Annotated in this window: 20 protein-coding genes; 3 read left to right on the top strand and 17 right to left on the bottom strand. The window is 47.6% G+C overall.

The genetic code is table 11. The features are described 5' to 3' along the window. Positions 1 to 54: 54 nt before the first annotated feature. Entirely contained in the window at positions 55 to 972 is a 918-nt protein-coding gene (ftsX, locus tag IEY34_RS24720) for a permease-like cell division protein FtsX (RefSeq protein ID WP_189016362.1), read from the bottom strand. Beyond that, on the bottom strand, positions 962 to 1,648 hold the full coding sequence (gene ftsE / locus IEY34_RS24715; protein ID WP_189016359.1) for a cell division ATP-binding protein FtsE: 687 nt from the start codon (positions 1,646 to 1,648) through the stop codon (positions 962 to 964). The genes ftsX and ftsE overlap by 11 nt, the downstream gene beginning before the upstream one ends. Positions 1,649 to 1,902: 254 nt before the next feature. Between ftsE and IEY34_RS24710 the strand changes: the two genes are divergently transcribed. The 3 genes from IEY34_RS24710 to IEY34_RS24700 all read left to right on the top strand — a co-directional run bounded on the left by IEY34_RS24710 (position 1,903) and on the right by IEY34_RS24700 (position 5,061). Further along, positions 1,903 to 3,345 carry a VanW family protein gene (locus IEY34_RS24710; protein WP_189016356.1) on the top strand — a complete coding sequence of 481 codons (1,443 nt, stop codon included), beginning with the start codon at positions 1,903 to 1,905 and terminating at the stop codon, positions 3,343 to 3,345. 90 nt (positions 3,346 to 3,435) lie between these two features. After that, the gene (locus tag IEY34_RS24705) at positions 3,436 to 4,161 is read left to right on the top strand and encodes an HAAS signaling domain-containing protein (RefSeq protein WP_189016353.1); all 726 of its coding nucleotides are present in this window, start codon (positions 3,436 to 3,438) and stop codon (positions 4,159 to 4,161) included. Positions 4,162 to 4,164: 3 nt separating this feature from the next. Beyond that, positions 4,165 to 5,061 (top strand): DUF4097 family beta strand repeat-containing protein, encoded by an 897-nt coding sequence (locus IEY34_RS24700; protein ID WP_189016351.1) that lies wholly within the window; start codon positions 4,165 to 4,167, stop codon positions 5,059 to 5,061. A gap of 49 nt (positions 5,062 to 5,110) precedes the next feature. Here IEY34_RS24700 and argH read toward each other — a convergent pair whose 3' ends face one another. The 15 genes from argH to fliD all read right to left on the bottom strand — a co-directional run bounded on the left by argH (position 5,111) and on the right by fliD (position 22,950). Then, positions 5,111 to 6,526: an argininosuccinate lyase gene (gene argH / locus IEY34_RS24695; protein ID WP_189016349.1), complete on the bottom strand. Its 1,416-nt coding sequence runs from the start codon at positions 6,524 to 6,526 to the stop codon at positions 5,111 to 5,113. A gap of 72 nt (positions 6,527 to 6,598) precedes the next feature. Beyond that, the gene (locus IEY34_RS24690; protein ID WP_189016347.1) at positions 6,599 to 7,837 is read right to left on the bottom strand and encodes an argininosuccinate synthase; all 1,239 of its coding nucleotides are present in this window, start codon (positions 7,835 to 7,837) and stop codon (positions 6,599 to 6,601) included. A 43-nt stretch (positions 7,838 to 7,880) separates the two neighbouring features. After that, complete coding sequence (gene argF, locus IEY34_RS24685; RefSeq protein WP_189016345.1) at positions 7,881 to 8,840, bottom strand: ornithine carbamoyltransferase; 960 nt, start codon at positions 8,838 to 8,840, stop codon at positions 7,881 to 7,883. Positions 8,841 to 8,870: 30 nt separating this feature from the next. After that, entirely contained in the window at positions 8,871 to 10,067 is a 1,197-nt protein-coding gene (gene argD / locus IEY34_RS24680) for an acetylornithine transaminase (RefSeq protein ID WP_189016343.1), read from the bottom strand. A gap of 389 nt (positions 10,068 to 10,456) precedes the next feature. Further along, the gene (argB, locus tag IEY34_RS24675) at positions 10,457 to 11,227 is read right to left on the bottom strand and encodes an acetylglutamate kinase (protein WP_189016445.1); all 771 of its coding nucleotides are present in this window, start codon (positions 11,225 to 11,227) and stop codon (positions 10,457 to 10,459) included. A gap of 45 nt (positions 11,228 to 11,272) precedes the next feature. Then, positions 11,273 to 12,499: a bifunctional glutamate N-acetyltransferase/amino-acid acetyltransferase ArgJ gene (argJ, locus tag IEY34_RS24670; protein WP_189016341.1), complete on the bottom strand. Its 1,227-nt coding sequence runs from the start codon at positions 12,497 to 12,499 to the stop codon at positions 11,273 to 11,275. A 30-nt stretch (positions 12,500 to 12,529) separates the two neighbouring features. Continuing rightward, the gene (gene argC / locus IEY34_RS24665) at positions 12,530 to 13,579 is read right to left on the bottom strand and encodes an N-acetyl-gamma-glutamyl-phosphate reductase (protein ID WP_229757828.1); all 1,050 of its coding nucleotides are present in this window, start codon (positions 13,577 to 13,579) and stop codon (positions 12,530 to 12,532) included. 480 nt (positions 13,580 to 14,059) lie between these two features. Next, the gene (locus IEY34_RS24660; protein ID WP_373291329.1) at positions 14,060 to 14,929 is read right to left on the bottom strand and encodes a YitT family protein; all 870 of its coding nucleotides are present in this window, start codon (positions 14,927 to 14,929) and stop codon (positions 14,060 to 14,062) included. A 112-nt stretch (positions 14,930 to 15,041) separates the two neighbouring features. Beyond that, positions 15,042 to 16,161, bottom strand: a protein-coding gene (gene prfB / locus IEY34_RS24655; RefSeq protein WP_189016338.1) for a peptide chain release factor 2 whose coding sequence is annotated in 2 segments (ribosomal slippage) — positions 15,042 to 16,088 and positions 16,090 to 16,161 — 1,119 coding nt in all. Because the reading frame shifts where the segments join, the coding sequence is not laid out codon by codon here. Between the two features lie 69 nt (positions 16,162 to 16,230). Further along, positions 16,231 to 18,750, bottom strand: a complete 2,520-nt coding sequence (secA, locus tag IEY34_RS24650) for a preprotein translocase subunit SecA (protein WP_189016335.1) — start codon at positions 18,748 to 18,750, stop codon at positions 16,231 to 16,233. Between the two features lie 236 nt (positions 18,751 to 18,986). Further along, complete coding sequence (hpf, locus tag IEY34_RS24645) at positions 18,987 to 19,535, bottom strand: ribosome hibernation-promoting factor, HPF/YfiA family (protein ID WP_189016319.1); 549 nt, start codon at positions 19,533 to 19,535, stop codon at positions 18,987 to 18,989. 159 nt (positions 19,536 to 19,694) lie between these two features. Beyond that, positions 19,695 to 19,892 carry a cold shock domain-containing protein gene (locus IEY34_RS24640; protein ID WP_028556842.1) on the bottom strand — a complete coding sequence of 66 codons (198 nt, stop codon included), beginning with the start codon at positions 19,890 to 19,892 and terminating at the stop codon, positions 19,695 to 19,697. Positions 19,893 to 20,266: 374 nt separating this feature from the next. Continuing rightward, positions 20,267 to 20,602 carry a flagellar protein FliT gene (gene fliT, locus IEY34_RS24635; protein WP_189016316.1) on the bottom strand — a complete coding sequence of 112 codons (336 nt, stop codon included), beginning with the start codon at positions 20,600 to 20,602 and terminating at the stop codon, positions 20,267 to 20,269. Next, positions 20,595 to 21,008 (bottom strand): flagellar export chaperone FliS, encoded by a 414-nt coding sequence (gene fliS, locus IEY34_RS24630; protein ID WP_189016313.1) that lies wholly within the window; start codon positions 21,006 to 21,008, stop codon positions 20,595 to 20,597. The genes fliT and fliS overlap by 8 nt, the downstream gene beginning before the upstream one ends. Before the next feature lie 34 nt (positions 21,009 to 21,042). Continuing rightward, on the bottom strand, positions 21,043 to 22,950 hold the full coding sequence (fliD, locus tag IEY34_RS24625) for a flagellar filament capping protein FliD (RefSeq protein WP_189016310.1): 1,908 nt from the start codon (positions 22,948 to 22,950) through the stop codon (positions 21,043 to 21,045). Position 22,951 lies beyond the last annotated feature (1 nt).

Genomic DNA, 22,951 nt, shown 5'->3' with positions numbered 1-22,951 from the left:
CGAATAAGCTTCAAGTTCAACTTCGTTATCAAAGTGGGCTTATTTAGCCACCACTTAAACGCGAAGGAATTTGCGGACGGAGATTAGGGAACCCCAGATCCCAATAACCATTCCAATCCCTAACAATAGCACCGCCATCGTAGGAGCAATCCTCCCAAAAGGCGTCAATTCAATCATAAGCAAGTTCAAGTTCAACGAACTTAGATGAAGCAGCTTCCAATAGCCCCCCAGGATCAGCGCGGCCGGAATAACCGAGCCGATGAAACCAAGCAAGGCGCCTTCTATAAAGAACGGCCAACGAATAAACGAATTCGTCGCCCCCACCATTTTCATAATCGAAATTTCTTTGCGACGGGCTAAGATCGTAATTTTGATCGTATTGGCAATCAGGAAAACAGCTGTGAAAGACAATAAAATCACGATGCCAAAGCCAACCCAGCGAGCAATTTGCGTCACTTTAAATAAAGCTTCCACCGTGCCTTTGCCGTAGTTCACTTTATAAATGGGCTTAGGATCTTTGCCGATGTTCAAAGCGCTAATTTGATCAGCAACCGCGGCTACATTTCTCGGATCATCCACTTCAATCGTGAAAGCATCGTTCAGTGGGTTGTTGTCACCCTCGAATCCATCTAGCAAGGCTTTCCCGCTATCGCCAAGCTTCTCGCGCAAATACACTAATCCTTCTTCTTTGGAAACGAATTTGATCGACTTGACCTCGTTGATCCCTTTGATTTGGGATTGTAACGTATTAATTTGCTCTTGCGAAGTATTAACCTCGAGATACACATTAATTTCTACCTGATCTTCAATCTGGGCGGCAATATCGTTTACATTCAACGTGATAAGAACGAAAATCCCTAGAATCAATAAAGAAATAGCAATAGAGCTGATCGAAGCAAATGTCATCCAACCATTTCGGACCACATTTCTTGTGCCTTCTCGCAAATGGCGCGCAACCGTGCTAATCTTCATAGCCGTATTCCCCCCGTAACTGGTCGCGAGCAATAAGGCCATTCTCGATTGCAATGACTCGTTTACGCATCGTATTCACGATCTCTTTGTTATGCGTAGCCATGACTATCGTCGTGCCGCGGAAATTAATTTCCTCCATCAATTTCATAATGCCCCATGATGTTTCGGGGTCGAGATTTCCTGTCGGTTCATCGGCGATAATGACGGATGGGTTGTTAATTATTGCCCGGGCAATCGCTACGCGCTGCTGTTCGCCTCCAGAAAGCTGTGACGGCAGCGAATTCGCCTTGTCCTTGAGCTTCACAAGCTCGAGCACTTCCATCGTGCGTTTCTTGATTTGTTTCTTAGGCGCTTCAATAACTTCCATAGCGAAAGCTACATTTTCAAGAATAGACAGCTTGGGAAGCAAGCGATAATCCTGAAAGATGACGCCAATATTGCGGCGCAAATAAGGAATCTTGCGTTGTTTCAGCTTTTCTAGATTAAACCCATTGACGAATATCTGCCCTTTGGTCGGCCTTTCTTCTCTATACATCAACTTCATAAATGTCGATTTACCTGCGCCGGAAGGTCCAACAACATAAACGAACTCGTTGCGGTCCACTTTTACATTAATCCCTCGCAATGCATGAGTGCCGTTGGAGTACGTTTTCCATACGTCCTGCATTTCGATCACAATATCACATCCTAATATAGGGATCTTTGAGCGGAGCTCAAAGTCTCTCTGCTTTATTGATAGCCTATATCCATTCGACACAAAAGCGGATATTCCTTCTAAAAACGCATTGAAATTCATGCGGAATACCGTCATTATAACATGATTTGTACATAATTCACCCGAATAAGGATTTAGTAATAAAATGATGCCAAAGAAGATACATATGGTAGTACATGCCCGTAACTCATTCGTATGTAAAGGAGCCACTAGACATGTCATACCCTTTCGCAAAAATTACCCTCTTTGCATCGATTCTCGCAGGACTGCTAAGCGCCTTTGGCATAGCTCTCTATGTCTACGGATCTCAGGCTACTCTACCAGCGAATTTCTCTGTTGCAGGCTGGCGTGTCGGAGGTATGCCCTATGAAGCCTTCCAACAACAATTGAGACAACGACTGGAGCTGCTCATTGCCTATCCAATTCAAATAGAAACCTCTTACCCTGATATCCCCAACAGACAATTAACACTAGGTCAGCTAGGTATTCATTATCAAACTGAAGCGCTCTCAAATTCCCTTGAACAACTGTTCCAAAGTTCCCCTCTCCATCGCATCCAAGCTCGCTGGACACTACGCCATGCCGCTATCCCATTAGAGGTTTCCGTCAATGAAACACAGCTCAGTGCCGCGGTAAAAGAGGCTTGGCAAACGCTCTATGCACAGCAGCCCGCTCCAGCCAAAAGAGTAGTGACCCCACAAGATTCAATTCTCTATGAACGCGAGCGAAAAGTGCTGCGTGTCGACTTTGCCCACTTATCCGAACACTTGCAAGAAGTCACGCCATCTGTCTCGACCATTCACAATGCCGCTCCCATACGACTGACTCTTCCTCTATACGAGGAAAGTCCGCCCACAACCGTTGAGAATTTGAAGCAGCAAGGCATCGATGGTAAAATATCAGAGTTCACGACCTCTTTTCCAACATCAGGGGAAGGCCGCATTCACAACATTCGCTCGACAGCGGATTCCATTCAGGATTTGCTCATGGCCCCAGGAGAAACCTTTGACTATAGCAAAATCATTGCACAAACCGAGGCCAAATATGGCTACAAGGAAGCCCCGGTTATTCTCAACGGCAAGCTCGTCCCAGGTATCGGAGGCGGTATCTGCCAAGTGTCAACGACCCTATATAATGCTGTTCTGCGAAGTGGCCTTGAAATTATAGAAAGGCGCAATCATTCGCTGCCCGTTAGCTATGTCCCGCTTGGGCAGGATGCCACTTTTGCCAACGGTTATATTAACTTCAAATTTCGCAATAATACAGATACGTATTTATTAATACGAACCATTACCACAGATCAGGCGGTTACCGTAAAACTTTTCGGACATATGTCACCAGGAATCACATACGATATCGACTCGTCTATAGTGGAAACCATCCAGCCACCAATTAAATACTTGCATAATCCGAGCCTCCCGCTTGGAGCTACTAGGTCTGTCAGCATCGGTAAAGCTGGCTATAAAGTAGAAACTTATCGCACAAAGAAGGAAAACGGCATACTTGTGAAAAAAGAACTCATCTCTAAGGATCAGTATTCACCAGTCCCTACCTTAATCGCAGCCAATCGTGGTGATATCAAACCGGAAGAAGGCCTGCCCAATGAATCCAAGCAGCCAATCCTCGAAGATGGGGTAAAGGGACCTTCCTTTCGTTAATTACTAAGGTCATGTGACTGTAGTTACTACGTCACTATGACTTTTTTTTATTATGATGAGAGTACGGAATAGCAAACAGGAGGTTAGACGATGAGTAAAATCGATTATTTCAAAGAATTAAACTATCGACTGCGTGGACTTCCCGAGAAGGAGCGCCAAAATATATTGTCTGTCTATGAAGAATTATTTCAAAAAGCACTTGAAAACGGGAAACAGGAGGACGATGTAGCTCAATCGCTAGGCTACCCGCGCGTACCTCAGTGGGATGGGCAGAAGGAAGCGCCAAGCAGCCAAAAGGAGCCATCAGGCAGCACATTCACTGAGCCCGTAGAGAAGAAGGCATATACCAAGCAGGAGCCAATATCAGTACCAACACCACCACCGGCACCTACCAAGGCCCCTGAAACGAACGGATTTCCGCCGTATACGCCGCCTTATCAAACGAACCCGTATGCAAATAATGCCCCCCATCCTTATCCGGTGAAGCCAGAGACGGGAATTAAGGCGATTATCGTCAGCATTGGGCTTGGTTTCTTCAACCTTATCTTCATCGTTGGACCCTGGTTCGGTATATTCGCGACCTTGATCGCGTTATTTGTTGCAGGCTTTGCGCTAATTATCGCACCCATCATCGAAGTTCTCACTACCTTTACGGGAGCCTTCGACAACGATATGCGCTTTATCGGATTTGCCATGCTCGCTTTGTTTGGCTTGGGAATCATTCTAACGACGTTCAGCTCCTGGCTGTTCAAAGTATTCTTCAAACTCACTTGGACCTATATCCAATTCAATGCCAAATTGATAAAGGGGGCGTAAGCCATGAAACGTGGACCTAAATTTTTCTTGCTGATTGGTTTTGCCTGCTTGGCCATTGGGCTTATTGGAGCAGCTGTCTCTTTCAAAAGCGTCGACCTGAACGAGGGAATAGTCAACATCGATATCGAAAAGAAAATTTCCGCCGCTAACATCGATACGTTAATTCTCCAAAATGATATCTCCGGGATCACCTTTGTTCCGAGCAATTCCGATGAAATTAAAGTGCACTTGGTAGGAACAGTAGGGGAAAAGGCTGCCCAAGATTGCGTCATTGATGCAGCTACGGAAGGAAATAACGTGTGGCGGGTAAATGTTGCTACGCATAAAAAAAATCAAATTAATATTGGCATTAGTTTGTCCGAGCTAAAAAGCCTGATTGCCAGTCGCGGCAAACAGCTAAAAACAGAAATCTCCCTTCCCGATAAAATGTTCAAAGCTATCACCATTTCTTCCGATACAGGAGCTATTCATCTCAAAGAAATCAAAGCGGCAAGCTTGGAAGCATCCACAGATACAGGCAATATTTCAATAGACCGTTATGAAGGAAAGCAGCTTAATCTACGAACGGATACAGGAAGCATTACCGTCGACAATGGTCAGGGCAATGTGGCTTTAAGAACAGATACCGGTAGTATCACAGCGAAATTAAACGATATCGGTGATTCCGTTTCGCTGCAATCGGACGTAGGCAGCATTCGCCTTAGATTGGATCCCGCTCCGAAGAACGCAAGTTTTGATTTAAGATCGGATATAGGCAATGTTAATCTAACTATCCCAGGTGTCAATATGGAGCGCAACGAGAATAGTGGGCGTCATTCGGCCAAAGGTTCCATCGGTGATGGCAGCAAACAAGTGAAAGTTCAAACCGATACGGGTTCCATCTCAGTAACCAACAACTAATAATAAAGCCTTCATTCCCATCGAAACCGATGAGTTTGAAGGCTTTTGTTTATTTGCTTTTTTCTAGAAAAGCTCGCAGCCACTCGTTGGATTGAACCAAAACTTGCTCCGCGCGAGCAATCGCTTCTGTCACTTGGTTGCTTGCTGTTCCACCAAAGACATTACGCGCATTGACCACTTGCTCCGGTTGCAAAACTTGATAAATATCGGATTCGAACAGTTCGGAGAACGTTTTGAATTCCTCGATGCTCATGTCGAGCAAATATTTTTGGTTCTGGATGCAGTACAGAACTGTTTTACCGATCACTTCGTGCGCTTGGCGGAAAGGCAGGCCTTTGTTAACAAGGTAATCCGCAATATCCGTAGCGTTGGAGAAGTCTTGGTTAACAGCTTGTCTCATACGATCCGTATTGACTTTCATCGTAGCGACCATCGGAGCGAACAATTGCAGCGCCCCTTGCAGGGTGCGAACCGTATCGAACATGCCTTCTTTATCTTCCTGCATGTCCTTGTTGTAGGCCAGCGGCAGCGACTTGAGCACGGTCATCAGACCGAACAAGTTGCCGTAGACGCGGCCGGTTTTGCCGCGGACGAGCTCCGCCACGTCCGGGTTCTTCTTCTGCGGCATGATCGAGCTGCCGGTACAGAAAGCATCGTCGAGCTCGACGAAGGCGAACTCGGTCGAAGACCACAGCACCATCTCCTCGCTGAAGCGAGAAAGGTGCATCATGATCATGGACGCGTTAGAGAGGAACTCCAGGATGAAATCGCGGTCGCTGACCGCATCCAGGGAGTTCTCGTACACGCGTCCGAACCCAAGCTGCTCCGCCACGAAATGGCGGTCGATCGGGAACGTCGTGCCGGCGAGCGCGCCAGCGCCAAGCGGCAAAATATCTACGCGCTTGTAGCTGTCCTGCAAGCGCTCCAAGTCGCGCTGGAACATGCTGACGTAAGCCATCAAGTGATGTGCGAAGAGGATCGGCTGCGCACGCTGTAGATGCGTATAACCCGGAACAATCGTATCAATGTTGTTTTTGGCTTGGTCGATCAGTGCTTCCTGCAGCTTGATCAGGTGCCCAACAAACTCGACAACCCGCTTGCGCAGGTAGAGATGCATATCCGTTGCCACTTGGTCGTTGCGGCTGCGGCCCGTATGCAGCTTGCCGCCAACAGGACCAATCAGGTCGATTAACGTTTTCTCGATATTCATATGAATATCTTCATTCTGAATCGTGTACTCAAGTTCGCCGCGGCGGATCATGCCTTGAACTTGCAGCAGGCCGTCTTTGATCTTCTCTACGTCTTCAGCAGGCAAAATACCGCATTTGCCCAGCATCGTCACATGCGCCAAACTGCCTTGAATATCTTCCTCAGCCAACTCTTTATCAAATGTAATCGATGCTGTATATTCTTCGACCAATTGGTCGGTTTGCTTCGTAAATCGTCCACCCCAAAGCTTTGACACGTTGCACTACCCCTCTCAAATAGACAGCCCAAAGGCTTTCCACAGTGGGAAAGCCCTTGAAAGACTGCGAACTTATTTCTTCGCGTTTTGCTCCACGCCGGAAGATACTTTCAAACGAAGCGCGTTCAAGCGGATGAAACCAGTTGCGTCGCCTTGATCGTATGCTTTCGTCGGATCTGCTTCCATCGTTGCAATATCTGGGTTGTATAGGGATACTGGGCTTTTGACGCCAGCGCCGATTACATTGCCTTTGTATAGTTTCAAACGCACTGTACCTGAAACGTTCTTTTGGCTTTCTGCCACAAGCGCTTGGATCGCCAAACGCTCCGGCGCAAACCAGAAGCCGTTGTAGACCAGTGTCGCATATTTCGTAATCAAGGAATCACGAAGGTGCATCACATCACGGTCCATTGTGAGGGATTCCATTTTGCGGTGAGCCGTGAAGAGGATCGTACCGCCCGGAGTTTCGTACACGCCGCGGCTCTTCATGCCAACGAAACGGTTTTCCACCATATCCACACGACCAATGCCGTGCTTGCCGCCGATTTCATTCAAGGTTTCCATCACTTGCAGCGGAGTCAATGTGGCTCCGTTGATAGCCACACAGTCACCTTTATCGAACTCAAGCTCAATGTATTCCGCTTCATTCGGAGCGTCTTCTGGGGCTACGCTCAAGACGTACATGCCTTTGTTGTCGTCATGCGCAGCATCGAACCAAGGATCCTCCAACATGCCGCTCTCGAAGGAGATGTGCAGCAGGTTGCGGTCTGTGGAATACGGCTTCGCCGCCGATGCCGTTACCGGAATGCCATGCTTCTCGGCATAGGCGATCATCTCTGCGCGGCCTGGGAACTCCTCGCGGAATTGTTCCAAACGCCAAGGCGCGATAACGGACAGCTCAGGCGCCAGCGCCGCTGCTGTAAGTTCGAAGCGCACTTGGTCGTTCCCTTTGCCGGTTGCGCCATGCGCAATCGCTGTTGCGCCTTCAGCGCGGGCGATCTCGACCATGCGCTTCGCGATCAACGGACGCGCAATGCTCGTGCCGAGCAGGTATTGCCCTTCATAGAGAGCACCCGCTTGGAACATCGTGTTGATGAAATCCTTCGCGAATTCATCGCGCAGGTCATCGATGTAGATTTTGGATGCGCCGGTTTTCAGCGCTTTTTCTTCCAGACCGTCGAGCTCATCTTTTTGCCCGATATCCGCTGTGAAAGCGATAATTTCCGCGTCGTAAGTCTCTTTTAACCATTTCAAAATTACCGATGTATCCAGTCCGCCGGAATAAGCGAGTACGATTTTTTCCTTAGCCATGTCTACTAATCTCTCCGTTTCTAATTCTGCTGATTGCTAGCAATTATATCATTGTCGCGGCCATAATAGCCTTTTGCGCATGAAGACGATTCTCTGCTTGGTCAAAAATGATCGAATGCGCGCCATCAATGACGCCCTCGCTCACTTCTTCCCCACGGTGGGCAGGCAAGCAGTGCATGAACAAGTAATCTTGTTTCGCATACTTCACCAGTGCTTCGTTGATTTGGAAATTTTTGAAAGCGACTTCGCGTTCCTGCTGCTCCGCTTCAAAGCCCATGCTTGCCCATACGTCGGTATAGACGATATCGGCATTCTCAATCGCTTCGCGCGGATCGCGCGTAAGCAGCACGCTGCCGCCGGATTGCGCAGCATTTTCCTTGGAAATCTGGATTACTTCCTGGTCCGGGTCATACCCTTCCGGTGAAGCAATCGCGAAGTCCATGCCCAATTTGCTCGCGCCCATCATCAGGGAATGAACCATATTGTTGCCATCACCGATGTAAGCAACCTTGATCCCTTTCAAGCGGCCTTTTTTCTCCAGAACCGTTTGATAATCGGCCATCACTTGGCAAGGGTGCGCATAATCAGTCAGCCCATTGATAACTGGAACCGTTGATCCACGCGCAAGATCGATCACTTTACGATGCTCGTACGTACGAATCATAATGCCGTCCAGGTAACGCGACAACGTTTGCGCTGTATCCCAAACGGTTTCTCCGCGTCCAAGCTGCAGGTCATTTTTGCTTAAAAATAACGCCTGACCTCCGAGCTGGTACATCCCGACTTCGAAAGATACACGCGTACGCGTCGATGATTTCTCGAAAATCATCCCCAGCGTTTTACCCGCTAAAACAGCGTGAGGCTCTCTGGCCTTCTGCTTGCGTTTAAGCTCGATGCCATAGTGAATCAAGTATTCGATTTCTTCCGGTGTATAATCAACCAAAGCAAGAAAATCTTTGCCCTTCAGTTGGGCAGCCATTTCTTCTTGTAAGGTACTATTCATTTCATCCAACCTCTCTACGTTTAACTCTGTCTAAATGCTGCTGATGGTCGATGCCTTCTGGGAGAGGACACCGCACACTACGTCGAGTGCTTGATCTAAATCTGCTTGCGGTATCGTCAAAGCCGGCACCAAACGAATCACGTTCGGCCCTGCCGGAATAACCAGCACACCTTGTTTGTGAATCTCGCTGATAATGTCTCCAGCTGGTTGTGTACATTCGATGCCGATAAGAAGTCCAACGCCGCGAATCTTCGCGATTAATGGATTGCCGGCCAGCTTGCTTTCCAGCTTCTTCACCGTGTACTCGCCTAACTCGGCTGCACGTTCAGACAATTTCTCCGAAATAATCGTGTCCAAAGCCGCATGAGCCGCCGCAGTCGCAATCGGTGTTCCACCAAACGTCGAGCCGTGACTGCCAGCGCTGAAAGCTTCAGCCAAATGCGCCTTGCCAAGCATAGCACCAATCGGGAAACCACCGCCAAGACCTTTGGCCAAGGTGAAAATATCCGGCTCCACGCCGTAGTGCTCATACGCGAATAATTTGCCCGTGCGTCCGATACCTGTTTGGATTTCATCCACAATTAACAGCAAATTCTCTTGTTTGCAAAGCTCAGCAATCTGCGTCACGAATTCCGGATCGGCCGGCAGAACGCCGCCTTCGCCTTGCACCATTTCGAGCATGATCGCACATGTTTTATCATTCACGAGACTGCGTACAGCCTCGATATCGTTATAAGGCGCATAAACGAAACCGCCAGGAAGCGGATGGAAGCCTTCCTTCACTTTCTCCTGACCTGTAGCGGTCAGTGTAGCCAGCGTACGTCCGTGGAACGACATGTTGAACGTGATAATCTCATACCGACCATTGTTCAGCACCTTCTGCGAGTAGCGACGCGCTAACTTGATTGCCGCCTCATTCGCTTCCGCACCCGTGGAACAGAAAAATACCGCGTCCGCACAGCTGTTGTCCGTAAGCAAAGTAGCCAGCTTCTCCTGATTCGGAATATGAAAAAGATTGCTCACATGCCAAAGCTGATCCAGCTGTTTAATTAGCTTCTCCTTCACCGCTTGAGGCGCGTGTCCGAGGTTCGTCACCGCGATGCCGCTCATCAGATCGATGTACTCCTTGCCTGTGTCATCCCACAGTCGGCTGCCTTCCCCCTTCACCAATGTAATCGGATATCTGGCGTAAGTTGGAAAGAGCGAGCTTTTTCCCGTTTCTGTCATGTACATTCCCTCCTTAGTGGTTATTTCAGTGCGCAAGCGCGAAATTCAGCCTTAACGCATCTAAATTCTGCTGTTCGTCTGTGTTAACGCTGTAAATCAGCCTTATGGCCCCTTGCATCCCGCACAAAGCGTGGATTCGCTCACTTTAAACGCGAAATTCAGCCTTAACCCATCCAAATTCAGCCATTCGCCTATGTTAACGCTGTAAATCAGCCTTACGGACTCTCGCGTCTCGCCTAAAGCGTGTATTCGCTCACTTTAAGCGCGAAATTCAGTCTTAACCCATCCAAATTCAGCCATTCGCCTATGTTAACGCTGTAAATCAGCCTTACGGACTCTCGCGTCTCGCCCAAAGCGTGGATTCGCACACTTTAAGCGCGAAATTCCTGCTAACGCACAATCCGCGTACCAATGCCAGTGCCCTTCAGCACTTTACTCAGCACATTCGGCTCAGAACCATTCACGATAACAACTTCCTGCACCTTACCCTGTATACAAGCAATCGCTGCGCGGACCTTAGGGATCATGCCCCCGTAGATCTCACCGCTCACGATCATGTCTTCAATCTCTGCTACACTTACAACCGGCAGCACCTGCTTCTCGCCGTCCACCGTACTCATGATGCCTGGAACGTCTGTCACAACAACCATCTGCTCCACACCGAGATGAGATGCAACAGCTCCTGCTGCCGTATCCGCATTAATGTTGTAACGCTGTCCGCCATCTGCGCCAAGTCCAACCGGTGCAATGACCGGAATATAGCCCATATTCACGATTCCTTGAATCAACTCAGCGTTAACCTTGGTTACATCGCCAACCAGACCTACCTCGTGACTATTCGCCACCGGCTTCGCTTCGATCAAATGTCCATCTACACCGGACAATCCGAGCGCTGCTGCACCCGTCAATTGAATACGGCGAACGATTTCCTTATTGATCTGGCCGGAAAGCACCATCTCCACAACGTCCAACACCGCTTCACTCGTCACCCGCAGACCGTTCACGAATCCTGACTCAATACCGAGCTTCCCAAGCGTCTCAGAGATTGCCGGACCGCCGCCGTGTACGATGACAGTCACGATACCTTCCTCCTGAAGCTGACGCATATCTTCAAAAAAGCTGGACGGTAAAGCCGCAAGCGTACTCCCGCCGCATTTCATCACAAAGCAATTGTTCTTCACAGCCGTTCGTTCCCCTTTGCTTCCTTATGTGCGATAAGCCGCATTGATCCGCACATAATCATATGTCAAATCGCAGCCCCAGCCTGTTGCCTTGCCAGTGCCCATATGCAAATTCACGTGAATTTGAATCGTGTCTGTTTTCAAATAAGCAAGCGCCGCTTCCTCGTCAAACTTCACTGGACGAGACTGCTCCAACACCGCGATATCGCCAAGGCGAATATCGACCGTGTTTACGTTCACCGGCTGACCGGAGTATCCGACTGCCGCAATGATCCGACCCCAGTTCGCGTCAGCTCCATAAACAGCCGACTTCACCAAGCTCGATCCGATGATCGACTTAACGATCTTGCGAGCCGCATCTTCGCTCTCTGCGCCGATGACCGTCGTCTCGATCAGCTTCGTCGCGCCTTCGCCGTCGCGCGCAATCGCTTTGGCGAGGTATTCGCCAACGTACTGGAACCCTGCCGCGAACGCTTCCCAATCCGGATGCTCCGGATTCAAAGCTTCGCCGCCGGCCAGCCCGCTAGCCATCACCACGACCATGTCGTTGGTGCTTGTGTCTCCGTCAACGGTGATCATGTTGAAGGTGCTGTCCGTAATCCTGCTCAGCAATTGCTGCAGGTGTACGCTCTCAATCGGCGCATCGGTTGTCATGAAACCGAGCATCGTCGCCATGTTCGGGTGAATCATCCCCGAACCCTTGGCTGCCCCGGCAATATGGACTTCCTTGCCGCCCACCACAACACGGACACACGTCATCTTCTGCGTAAGATCCGTTGTCAGGATCGATTGGCAGAAGTCTTCGCCGCCGTCTGCTTTCACACGGCCCGGCAGCTGCTCGATGCCGCTAAGAACTTTGCCCATCGGCAATAACTCGCCGATGACGCCAGTGCTCGTCACGCCGACGTGATGCTCCGCCACGCCTAGCGCCTTCGCGCTGGCGGCGCGCATCGCACGCGCGTCCTGCTCGCCTTGCTCGCCGGTGCACGCATTGGCGTTGCCGCTGTTGACGATCATCGCCTGCAGCTTGCCGCTGTGGGCGATGCTTTCTTGCGTCACGCGAAGCGGCGCCGCCTGGAATGCGTTCAGCGTGTACACACCCGCCGCTGCCGCTGGCACTTCACAGACGATTGCGCCCAAATCATAGCGCTCCGTCTTCTTCAATCCACAGTGCAGACCGCCTGCACGAAAGCCTTTCGGCGTCGTAACCGTGCCCTCTGGCACGACAGTAAAGCTACCTTGCTCTAGCATGTTCGTTCTTCACCTATCCTCATCTTCGCGTTATGGATACACCGGTGCGAACAACAGCCCTGTCGTTTCGTCCCAGCCCTGCATAATATTTAAATTCTGAATCGCCTGACCTGCGGCGCCTTTCACCACATTATCAATGACCGAAACAATCGTCACACGTCCTGTACGTTCATCCACAGCAAAACCGATGTCACAATAGTTCGAGCCGAATACTTCTTTCGTTGAAGGCAGTTTGCCATTCTTGCGAATACGCACAAACTTCCTGCCTTCATAATACTGGCTATACAGCTCTACGAAATCTTCCAGCGCATGCTCTCCATTCACAGAGGCATACATCGTAGCCATAATACCACGAGTCATCGGCACAAGGTGCGTGGTGAACGTTGTAATCACTGGCTTGCCGACAATCCGACCGAGCGCTTGCTCGATTTCCGGAATATGCTGATGTTTATTCACTTTATATGCAGTTAAATTCTCATTCACTTCGGAATAATGAACACCCAAGCTCACGCCTCGCCCAGAACCGGACACGCCGGATTTAGCATCAATAATAATCGTCGAAGGGTCGATCCAGCCCGCTGCAACAGCAGGTACCAGACCAAGCAGCGTAGCTGTTGGATAACAGCCAGGATTGGCGATCAGATCGCTCCCTTTCACTTCGTCCCCGAACACTTCGGACAGACCGTAGATCGAACGAGCCAGCGTCTCTTCGGAAGCGGCCGGTTTTTTGTACCATTTTTCATAATCCGCAGACGACTTCAATCTCAAATCTCCAGAAATATCAATAACTTTCAATCCAGCTGCCAATAATTTGGGTGAAAGTTCTGCACTCACACCTGCTGGCGTTGCCAGGAAAACAACATCTGCTTTGCCTGCGATAAGGTCAACATCCAATACATCCAGCACATCCAGAACGATTTCCTGCAAATGCGGAAAATGCTCCGCAAGCGGTGCTCCGGCATTCGAAGTCGAGATCACCGAAGTTACTTGAACTAACGGGTGCGCCTGCAATAAACGAATTAACTCTGCACCACCGTACCCTGTGGCACCAATAATAGCCGCTCTTATGCCGTGACTCATTTGAATTTCCCCCAGACGTCCTCAAAATATATGTATTATTATACAGTCGTATACATAATAACTCAATCAATTTTTTTGTGCGTTTTTTGACAATAAATCGGTTTTTTATCAGGCCGTTTCAAGGACTTTTTGGATTTATCGCAAAGGCCTGCGCAAACCGATTATCTCCGCGAAAATATACATAATATGCATCAAATTCACGCATCATTTGCATAAAAAACCCCGAAAACAGAATCATATTACGGAATGCTTCTATTATCCCAAAATGAACGGCAAACAAGCAAATTTTGTCTATGTGGGCTAGACGAGTTGGCTCGAATGTGGGTAACTACTGGCCTTATCCACAGCTTATCCACAATTTACCCACAAGATATTTGCGAATGAGTATAGTTATACACAAAACACACCCGATCCCCTATCGCTTACCCCATTCCAAAAAAAGCCGCACTCGAGTGCGGCTTTCCTCCACTATTCCCTAAGCTAAGCATGTCTCTTGAAACCCTCGCCCAGCACCTCATTCGTTTCACTCAAGATCACAAAAGCCTGCGGGTCCACCGATTGCACCAACGTTTTCAAACGGCTAACCTCGTTCTGTTTCACGACCACCATCATAACCGTGCGGGATTCCCCCGTGAAACCTCCCGATCCATTCAACTCGGTAAGTCCCCGATCCAAATCATATAAAATCGCTTTGCGAATAGCCTCCGTATGGTCCGAAATGATAAAGGCTACTTTGGCATAGTTGAAGCCTAGTTGTACGACATCTATCGTTTTCGTTGTGACAAACAACCCGATCATACCATAAAGCGCATTCTCCGGTGTGAAAATCAAAGCTGAGCTTATGATGACTAAACCATCAAAAACGGCTACCGAAAAACCTAGGCTTAAACCGGAGTATTTATGCAGGATTTGAGCAGCCAAACCCAATCCACCCGTCGAACCGCGTCCGCGAAAAACGATGCCTAACCCAAGCCCAACTCCCATCCCGCCATAGACTGCTGCTAATAAAGGATTCTGAGTAGGTACGCCTAGATGGCTTGTTAACAGGACACATAGCGGAAAAATAACCGATCCAACCGCGGCCTTCACCCCAAACTGCCCACCCAGCAACCACAACGCTAATAGGAAAATGGGTATATTTAATGCCCACTGTGTAATCGCAGGATTCAGATTCGTCATATGCTGCACGATGGTTGAAATCCCCGAAACCCCTCCAGTGGCAATCTGATTCGGATTCAAAAAACTATTAAAACTCGCGGCCATGATAAGCGAGCCAATAATTAATAACGTATACTCCAATACGGTATGGGAAGGACTTCCGATCCGTATCCTCGGTTCTTTTCTGGGCACGAGCAGCCCTCCTCTCACAAAAAATCCTACACCTTCTAAGGTGTAGGATGATCGTCTATGGCTTCAGGTATGCGCAGTGTTCCTGAGCGCAGCATAATGCGCCCTGTTCCAACTACACTTCACTATCCGGCTTCCGAATCTGATGACGTAGATAAGCATCAATGAACGTATCGAGATCTCCATCCATAACCGCGCCTACATTACCTGTCTCCGCCGAAGTTCTGTGATCTTTGACCATGCTATAGGGATGAAACACATACGAACGAATTTGGCTGCCCCAGCCAATGTCGGATTGCTCGCCGCGAATCTCAGCCAAGTGCTTTAAGTTCGCTTCGATCTTCTTCTCATACAGCTTGGAGCGGAGCATTTTCATCGCTTTCTCGCGGTTCTTGATCTGCGAGCGCTCTTGCTGACAGCTCACCACGACACCGGTAGGCATGTGCGTAATCCGCACGGCCGAATCCGTGGTGTTGATGTGTTGACCGCCGGCGCCGCTGGCACGATACGTATCGATTTTGAGATCCTCGGTGCGGATCTCAACCTCTGTATCGTCCTCAATCTCCGGCATGATGTCGCACGACACGAAGGACGTGTGACGCCTTCCTGAGGCATCGAACGGCGAGATGCGGACGAGCCGATGCACGCCCTTCTCCGCCTTCAAATAGCCGTAGGCATTGAAGCCTGTGATCTGCAGCGTGACACTCTTCACGCCGGCTTCGTCGCCGGGCAAATAGTCGAGGACCTCGACTTTATAGCCCCGCTTCTCTGCCCAGCGGCGGTACATGCGCAGCAGCATCTCCGCCCAGTCCTGCGACTCGGTGCCGCCGGCACCGGGATGCAGCTCAAGAATGGCATTCAGCCGGTCATACGGCTGATTCAGCAATAAACCAAGCTCGAACGTTTCGAGCTTCTTCATAAGTGCGGCGATGCCATCCTCAATGTCGGCCGCCAACCCCGTATCGGCTTCCTCTTCCTCAAGCTCGACCATGACCTGCAGGTCATCGAACGCGTTCGAGAAGCCGTTGAATTCATCAACAACACTTTTGACGACGTTGAGGTCAGCGATGGTCTTCTGGGCACGTTCGTTATCATCCCAAAAGTCCGGCGCCCCCATTTTTTCCTCAAAATCCCCGATCGCTTCCAACTTATGATCTAAGTCAAAGAGACCCCCGTAATTCAGTTAGTCGCTTTGCTGTTTCTCTTAAGTCTTGCTTCACTTCTGGTTCTAGCATGTCTTACACCTCTTTATTCTCTTGTGCCCCTGCAATTCGGGTTAATTAGCCGCAGCCGGGTAATCCTGCTTAGCTGCCTTGGCCATGGCACTGTTTGAACTTCTTCCCGCTGCCGCAAGGACATGGGTCGTTGCGCCCGATACGCTGCTCTTCGCCGCGCACCAGTGGTTTCTTGCCGCCAGCTTCGTTCTTCGTATCCACCGCTTGACCTTCGGCTACCGCTTGGCGCTCCAGGTTGCTTTGAACGTGAGCTTTCATGATATACATCGCGACTTCTTCGCGGATGTTGTCAATCATCTCTTGGAACATTTCGAAACCTTCAAATTGGTATTCACGAAGCGGATCCGTACCGCCGTATGCACGAAGGTGGATACCTTGGCGAAGCTGATCCATGGCATCAATATGATCCATCCATTTGCTGTCTACCGCACGAAGAGCGACAACCTTCTCGAATTCACGCATGAATTCAGCGCCGATTTCTTCTTCACGCTCGTCGTATCGTTTGCTGACAAGAGCTTGAATAAATTCAATAACCTCTTCTTGCTCTTTGCCCCATAGATCTTGATCCGTAATTTGTGCATCATCATGCAGCAAATTGTTGTTCACGAAGTTAGCCACTTCTTGAACTTCCCACTCTTCCGGAATCTGCTCTTCGGGACAGTGCGCTTTCACCACGCGCTCAATCACAGAAGTAATCATACCTTCAATAACTTCACGAATGTTGTCGGACTCCAGAAGCTCGCGACGTTGTTTATAGATAATACCACGCTGTTGGTTCATTACATCATCGTATTGAAGAACGACTTTACGCACGTCGAAGTTGTTGCCCTCTACGCGTTTTTGCGCCGATTCTACTGCGCGGGAAATTAATTTGCTCTCGATCGGTTGATCTTCTTCCATCCCGAGGCGGTCCATCATCGCCATGATATTCTCCGCGCCGAAGCGTTTCATCAGTTCATCCTCTAGGGAGAGGTAGAACTGGGAAGAACCAGGGTCGCCTTGACGGCCTGCGCGTCCGCGCAGCTGGTTATCGATCCGTCTGCTTTCATGACGTTCTGTACCTATGATATGCAGTCCGCCTGCGTCATGTACGCCTTCACCGAGCACAATGTCCGTACCGCGGCCTGCCATGTTCGTCGCAATCGTCACAGAGCCCGGTTGACCTGCGCGTGCTACGATTTCAGCTTCCTCCGCATGATACTTCGCATTCAATACTTTGTGCTGAACGCCTTTCTTCTTGAGCATATCCGATAAGACCTCGGAATTCTCAATTGAAACGGTACCGACTAGAACCGGTTGATTCAGCTTATGGCGCTCTAAGATTTGCTCAACAACTGCTCTGAATTTACCCATTTCTGACTTGTACACCACATCCGGCATATCCTTACGAATCATCGGACGGTTCGTCGGAACAATGATAACTTCAAGACCATAAATCTTCTTGAGCTCTTCCTCTTCCGTCTTCGCTGTCCCCGTCATCCCCGCCAGCTTGCGGTACATCCGGAAATAGTTCTGGAACGTAATCGTTGCCAGCGTCATGCTCTCATTCTGAACTTGCAGCTGCTCTTTGGCTTCAATCGCCTGATGCAGCCCATCGCTATAACGACGGCCTGTCATAATACGGCCTGTAAATTCATCAACAATCATGACTTCGTCATCTTGTACCACATAATCCACATCGCGTTTCATAATGAAACGTGCTTTAAGCCCTTGGGTCACGTGATGATTAATATTCACATTCTGATGATCGAATAAGTTCTCAATGCCGAATGCACGCTCCGATTTAGCTACCCCTTCTTCAGTAAGAGCTACGGAACGCACTTTAATATCTATTGTGTAATCTTCTTCTACTTTCAAAGTGCTCACGAAACGGTCAGCCGCGTAATACAAATCCGTAGACTTCGCAGCTTGTCCGGAAATAATCAACGGTGTTCTCGCCTCATCGACCAGGATGGAATCAACCTCATCGATAACCGCAAAATAAAGCGGCCGCTGAACCATTTGCTCTTTGTAAAGCACCATGTTGTCACGAAGATAGTCGAAACCATATTCGTTATTCGTTCCATACGTAATATCACAAGCATAAGCAGCTTGTTTCTCTTCGTGAGATAAATCATGCAGATTTACCCCAACCGTCAAACCAAGGAACTCATAGATCTGGCCCATTTCGCCGCTATCCCGCTGTGCCAAATAGTCATTGACCGTAACCACATGAACCCCTTTGCCAAGCAAAGCGTTCAAATATACAGGGAGCGTTCCTACGAGCGTTTTCCCTTCCCCTGTTCGCATCTCCGCGATACGGCCTTCATGCAGCACCATACCTCCGATAAGTTGAACATCATAATGACGTTTACCTAGTACACGCAAACCCGCTTCTCTAACAACAGCAAAAGCTTCAGGCAGCAAATCGTCCAGTTCCTCGCCTTTTTCCAAGCGGTTTCTGAACTCAACTGTCTTGCCTCTTAATTCTTCATCGGATAGCGGCTTAATAGTAGCCTCAAGCTCATTGATGTAATCAACAGCTTTAACCATCCGTTTAATTTCCCGTTCATTGGAATCACCAAAAATTTTCTTCACTAGTCCTAGCATCGGTGAACCCCTTTCTATTGCATTCGTATCCTTAAATTGTACCACTTTTGACAGCCTTGCCGCAACAAACGCTCATGCCTACTTACTTATAAACTGTCCATATCCTGTAAAAAGATCAGCTTCTTGCTTATTTAAGTAGTATTGATTCGAAGTTTAAAATGAATGCATATAAAAAAGCTTAATTCGACAGAATCGAATCAAGCTCATTTTAGGGGAAAGTATAAGGGCTAAACTTCTTAAATAGCTGGCTCTATAAGTCCGTATTTACCATCGTTGCGTTTATAAACGACATTTACCGTGTCTGTGTCCATATTGGAGAAAACAAAGAAGCTATGCCCAACCATGTTCATTTGAAGAATCGCTTCTTCCACATCCATCGGTTTCAAATCAAAGCGTTTGTTCCGAACCAATTCAAAATCTTCTTCCTCATCCACATAGGTGACAGCAGAAGTTTCGACTTTAAATAGGTCACGCTTCCCGCCATCTTGGCGAATTTTGCGGTTCGTTTTCGTTTTGTGTTTGCGAATTTGACGTTCCAACTTGTCCACAACTAAATCAATGGAAGCATACATATCTGTATTGCGTTCCTCAGCTCGGAGCAGCACGCCCGTCAGTGGAATGCTAACCTCAATGGATTGCAGCCCTTTAATCACACTTAATTTCACTTGTACATCAGATGTAAGGGGGGCTTCAAAATACCTCTCAAGTCTGGTCAATTTCTTGTCCACATAGTCCCTAAGGGCTTCAGTTACTTCAAGGTGTTCTCCGCGTATGCTAATCATCATAGTTAAACATCTCCCTTCCTTACTTACAGTATACTACATTCCACCCTCATCTTCATAATTCCTTTAAATTCCGCGCTAAGCTGTGCAAAAAAAACACCCTAGGAGTATTCCCTAGAGTGTGCTCTTAGATGTATACAAGCGGTACCTCGTACCGAATGGTTATAGTCTGCTTACATTAGCTGCTTGTGGTCCGCGTGCGCCTTCTACGATGTCAAACTCAACGGCTTGACCTTCGTCCAGCGTTTTGAACCCTTCAGATTGAATCGCTGAGAAATGCACGAACACATCCCCACCATCTTCACGTTCAATGAAACCATAACCTTTTTCCGCGTTAAACCATTTCACTTTACCTTGCATAACGTACACAATCCCTTCGTCTTAAAAAATGTAAGCCCTTACTTTTCGACTATATCACCCCTGCGCTTGACCTGTCAATTTCAAACTTAACAATAAATTAAATATTTAGAAAATTCGCGTATATACAAGTCGTGGATAAGTGAGAAATTTGTAGAAACTTGTCGTGGCGGGCTTATTTACACTTTATTAACAAAGTTATACACAGGTTTGTGCACATTATCCACAGGATAGAGAAATAAGTCTAGGGAATAAGCAAGGCTCTTTTGGGTTGATTTATACACAAGCCTAATTTTGTTGAATGCTTTTGTCCACAGAAGCTTGAATACAGGGAGAAAAGTAAAAACCCCTTGCCGCGGCAAGAGGTTTTGTGTATCTTATTTTTTTCGATCGAAAAAATAGCTTTCTGGGTCGTAATGGGTGTCGTAGGCGTTGCGTTGGATCTTGCCTGTGTCTAACTTGGTCAGCTGAGAGCTTGCCTCATCACGAAATTGTTCCAACTTACGAAGAAATATGGGATCTAGACTTAGAACAGCTTGAATACGATCCTTGTAAGCCTCTTTATTCGTCGAAGTAGAAGTAACTTGTAAAAGTGCCGTCATAATGTTACTTCGCTGCTCCATAAATGCCCCAAGACGCTCAGCATCCATCGTCACTAGCTCCGCTAATCCTTGTTGCGTAAGCTGCTCAAGATCTGTTACCAGCCTATCCATAAGAAGCTCCGGTTGGCGTTGAGGCTGATGCCCCGCTTCCATTGGCTTGTCTAGCAGCTTGCATCCAAGTTTCTTTCAATTGGACAAGATAACCTAGAACCTCTTCAGCAGGCTCTGTCGACTTCTTCATATTTGCTTCAATCAGTCGATGCGTGAAATATTCATACAGCTTCAGCAAATCCCCTGAGATTGGAGCATTACGATCAATCGTAATAGAGAACTCGCTAATAATGTCCTGTACCTTGACTAGGTTGGTGTTAGCGTCCTGGTAGTTGTTACTTTTCAAAGCCTCAATACTTGCACGGCAAAATCGAATGGCTCCATCACAAAGCATAATTAATAACTGTGCTGGGCTTGCCGTTTGTACCGTATTCTCCAAGTATTTATTGCGTTGGGCTTGAATCATGGTTATTTCCCCCTAGTTTAAAGTAGGACTCTTATTAGCCGCCCATTTGTTTGGTTAAATTCGCACTTTGTGCTTGCATTTGATTCATGTACTTTTCCATGGATGTGAATTGATTATAGTAACGTTTTTCAAGATCTTCCAATTTATCGTTGAAATTATCAATACGCTTGTTCATATCTTTTAAGGTCTTGCCCATTAGGTAACTTGTATCTACACTGCTCGTTATTCCTGCTTTAGCCGAAATATTTTTAAACAAAGCATCTGCTTTATCGGATAAGCGCCTAGCCAAGCCATCGCCTTTATCCGTTTCCTTCACTCCATCATTAGCTATAAATAATGCCATAACTTCGTCCGGTTTCTCGGCAATTGCTTTCTTCAGTTTATCCTCGTCGATATAAATTTTACCGTTCTCAAGATAACTGCCTGAAACGCTAGTACCACTGATGTTTGCAGTGGAGATACCAATTTGGGATAACGTTTTGGCGTTTCCTACTGGCAGTCCCTCGATGGCACTTGAGAAAGCAGATCTAAAAGAAGATAACCCGCTAGTTAGCAACGAATCACTGCGAAGAGTTCCACTTTTTGCTTTAGCTTCCCAAGTCGTAATTTGATCATCCTTCATAGCCGTACGTTGATCATCCGTAAGAGGTGTAAAGTCTTTATACTTCTTCTCTGTTAATTTTGTGTTTACTGTATCTATTAATTCATTGTATTTGTCAACAAAAGATTTGATAGAGTTAAAGACAGTATCCACATCACGAGTATTCGTGATATTAACGGCAGTCGCACCTGTAGCCTGGGCTTTCTTAATGGTAATATTCATACCGCTAATAGAGAAAGTATTGGTATCATACTGAGCAGTTGCACCATTAAATTCTACTTCCGCTTTTTGACCGGTAATTTTAAACGATGAAAAGTCTAAATCCGTAGTTTCAGTCGGTGTTTTAACCCCTAGCTTATCAAGTAAATTGTAAGCATCACTAGTACCGTCTGTAAATGTAACCGGCTTAGTCTTATCGGGATTATTAAAAGCAAGCTTGTTATTCTTATCTAGATAAGCAGACACACCAGATTTACCAATATCAGAGCTGTTAATTTGGTCAATTAACTGACCTACTGTTGTTGTTTTACTAACATCGAAATCCAATATCTGACCGTTAGCTTCCATATGAAATTTCTGAGGCGTTGCCATTGAACCATCTATTAATGTAGCAGAACCCGTTGCAAAAGCTTGCGTACCAGTAATTACTTTAGCTTTATCTACCACGTCTGTTGATAGTGGTGTTGAAGCTGCTGTAAGCTTCATTACAGACGTTAGGAGATTATGGCCGTTCTCTTCACTGTCCATTTTTAAATCTATGCCTGCTTTACTGCCTGTTGATGAAGAGGCAAAGAAGAATTTGTCTAATGTAGAATCATAACTCATCGTTACACCTGTTGTGCTTGTTTTACCGTTAACTGCAGCCACTAAGCCAGCAATCGTATCGGTTGGCTTTATGACCACAGTAGCCGTACCCTTTTCTCCACCAATCGACAACGTTGCTGCTTTGGTGAAGGCTGCGTCAATCGTATTGAGCAGTGCCTTATCTGATGACTTGCCAACGGCTTCCGATGTCACTGAGGCTGAAGTTGCCAATTTGTTAACCTTAATAGAATAGATTCCTTCTGGAGCTGTAGCCGTTGAAGTCACCGAAACTACACTATCATCGGCCGAAGTCGACTTTTTAGTCTGAAATGCCGCTTGACGAGTCATATCAGAAGCTGCACTACGAAAAGTCAAAATTTTCGTATTGATCGCACGATAATCATCACGTTGCCACTCTAATAATTGCTTTTGCTGTTTCAATTTATCTTGCGGAATTTTAGCAGCTTTCATTAGCTTTTTAACTGTATCGTCGATATCAATACCGGAATTCGAGAAACCACTTAAACGAGTTACCATA

This window comes from Paenibacillus marchantiophytorum (assembly GCF_014640555.1).
Classification (GTDB): Bacteria; Bacillota; Bacilli; order Paenibacillales; family NBRC-103111; genus Paenibacillus_E; species Paenibacillus_E marchantiophytorum.
This window is presented reverse-complemented; position numbering and strand designations above follow the sequence as displayed.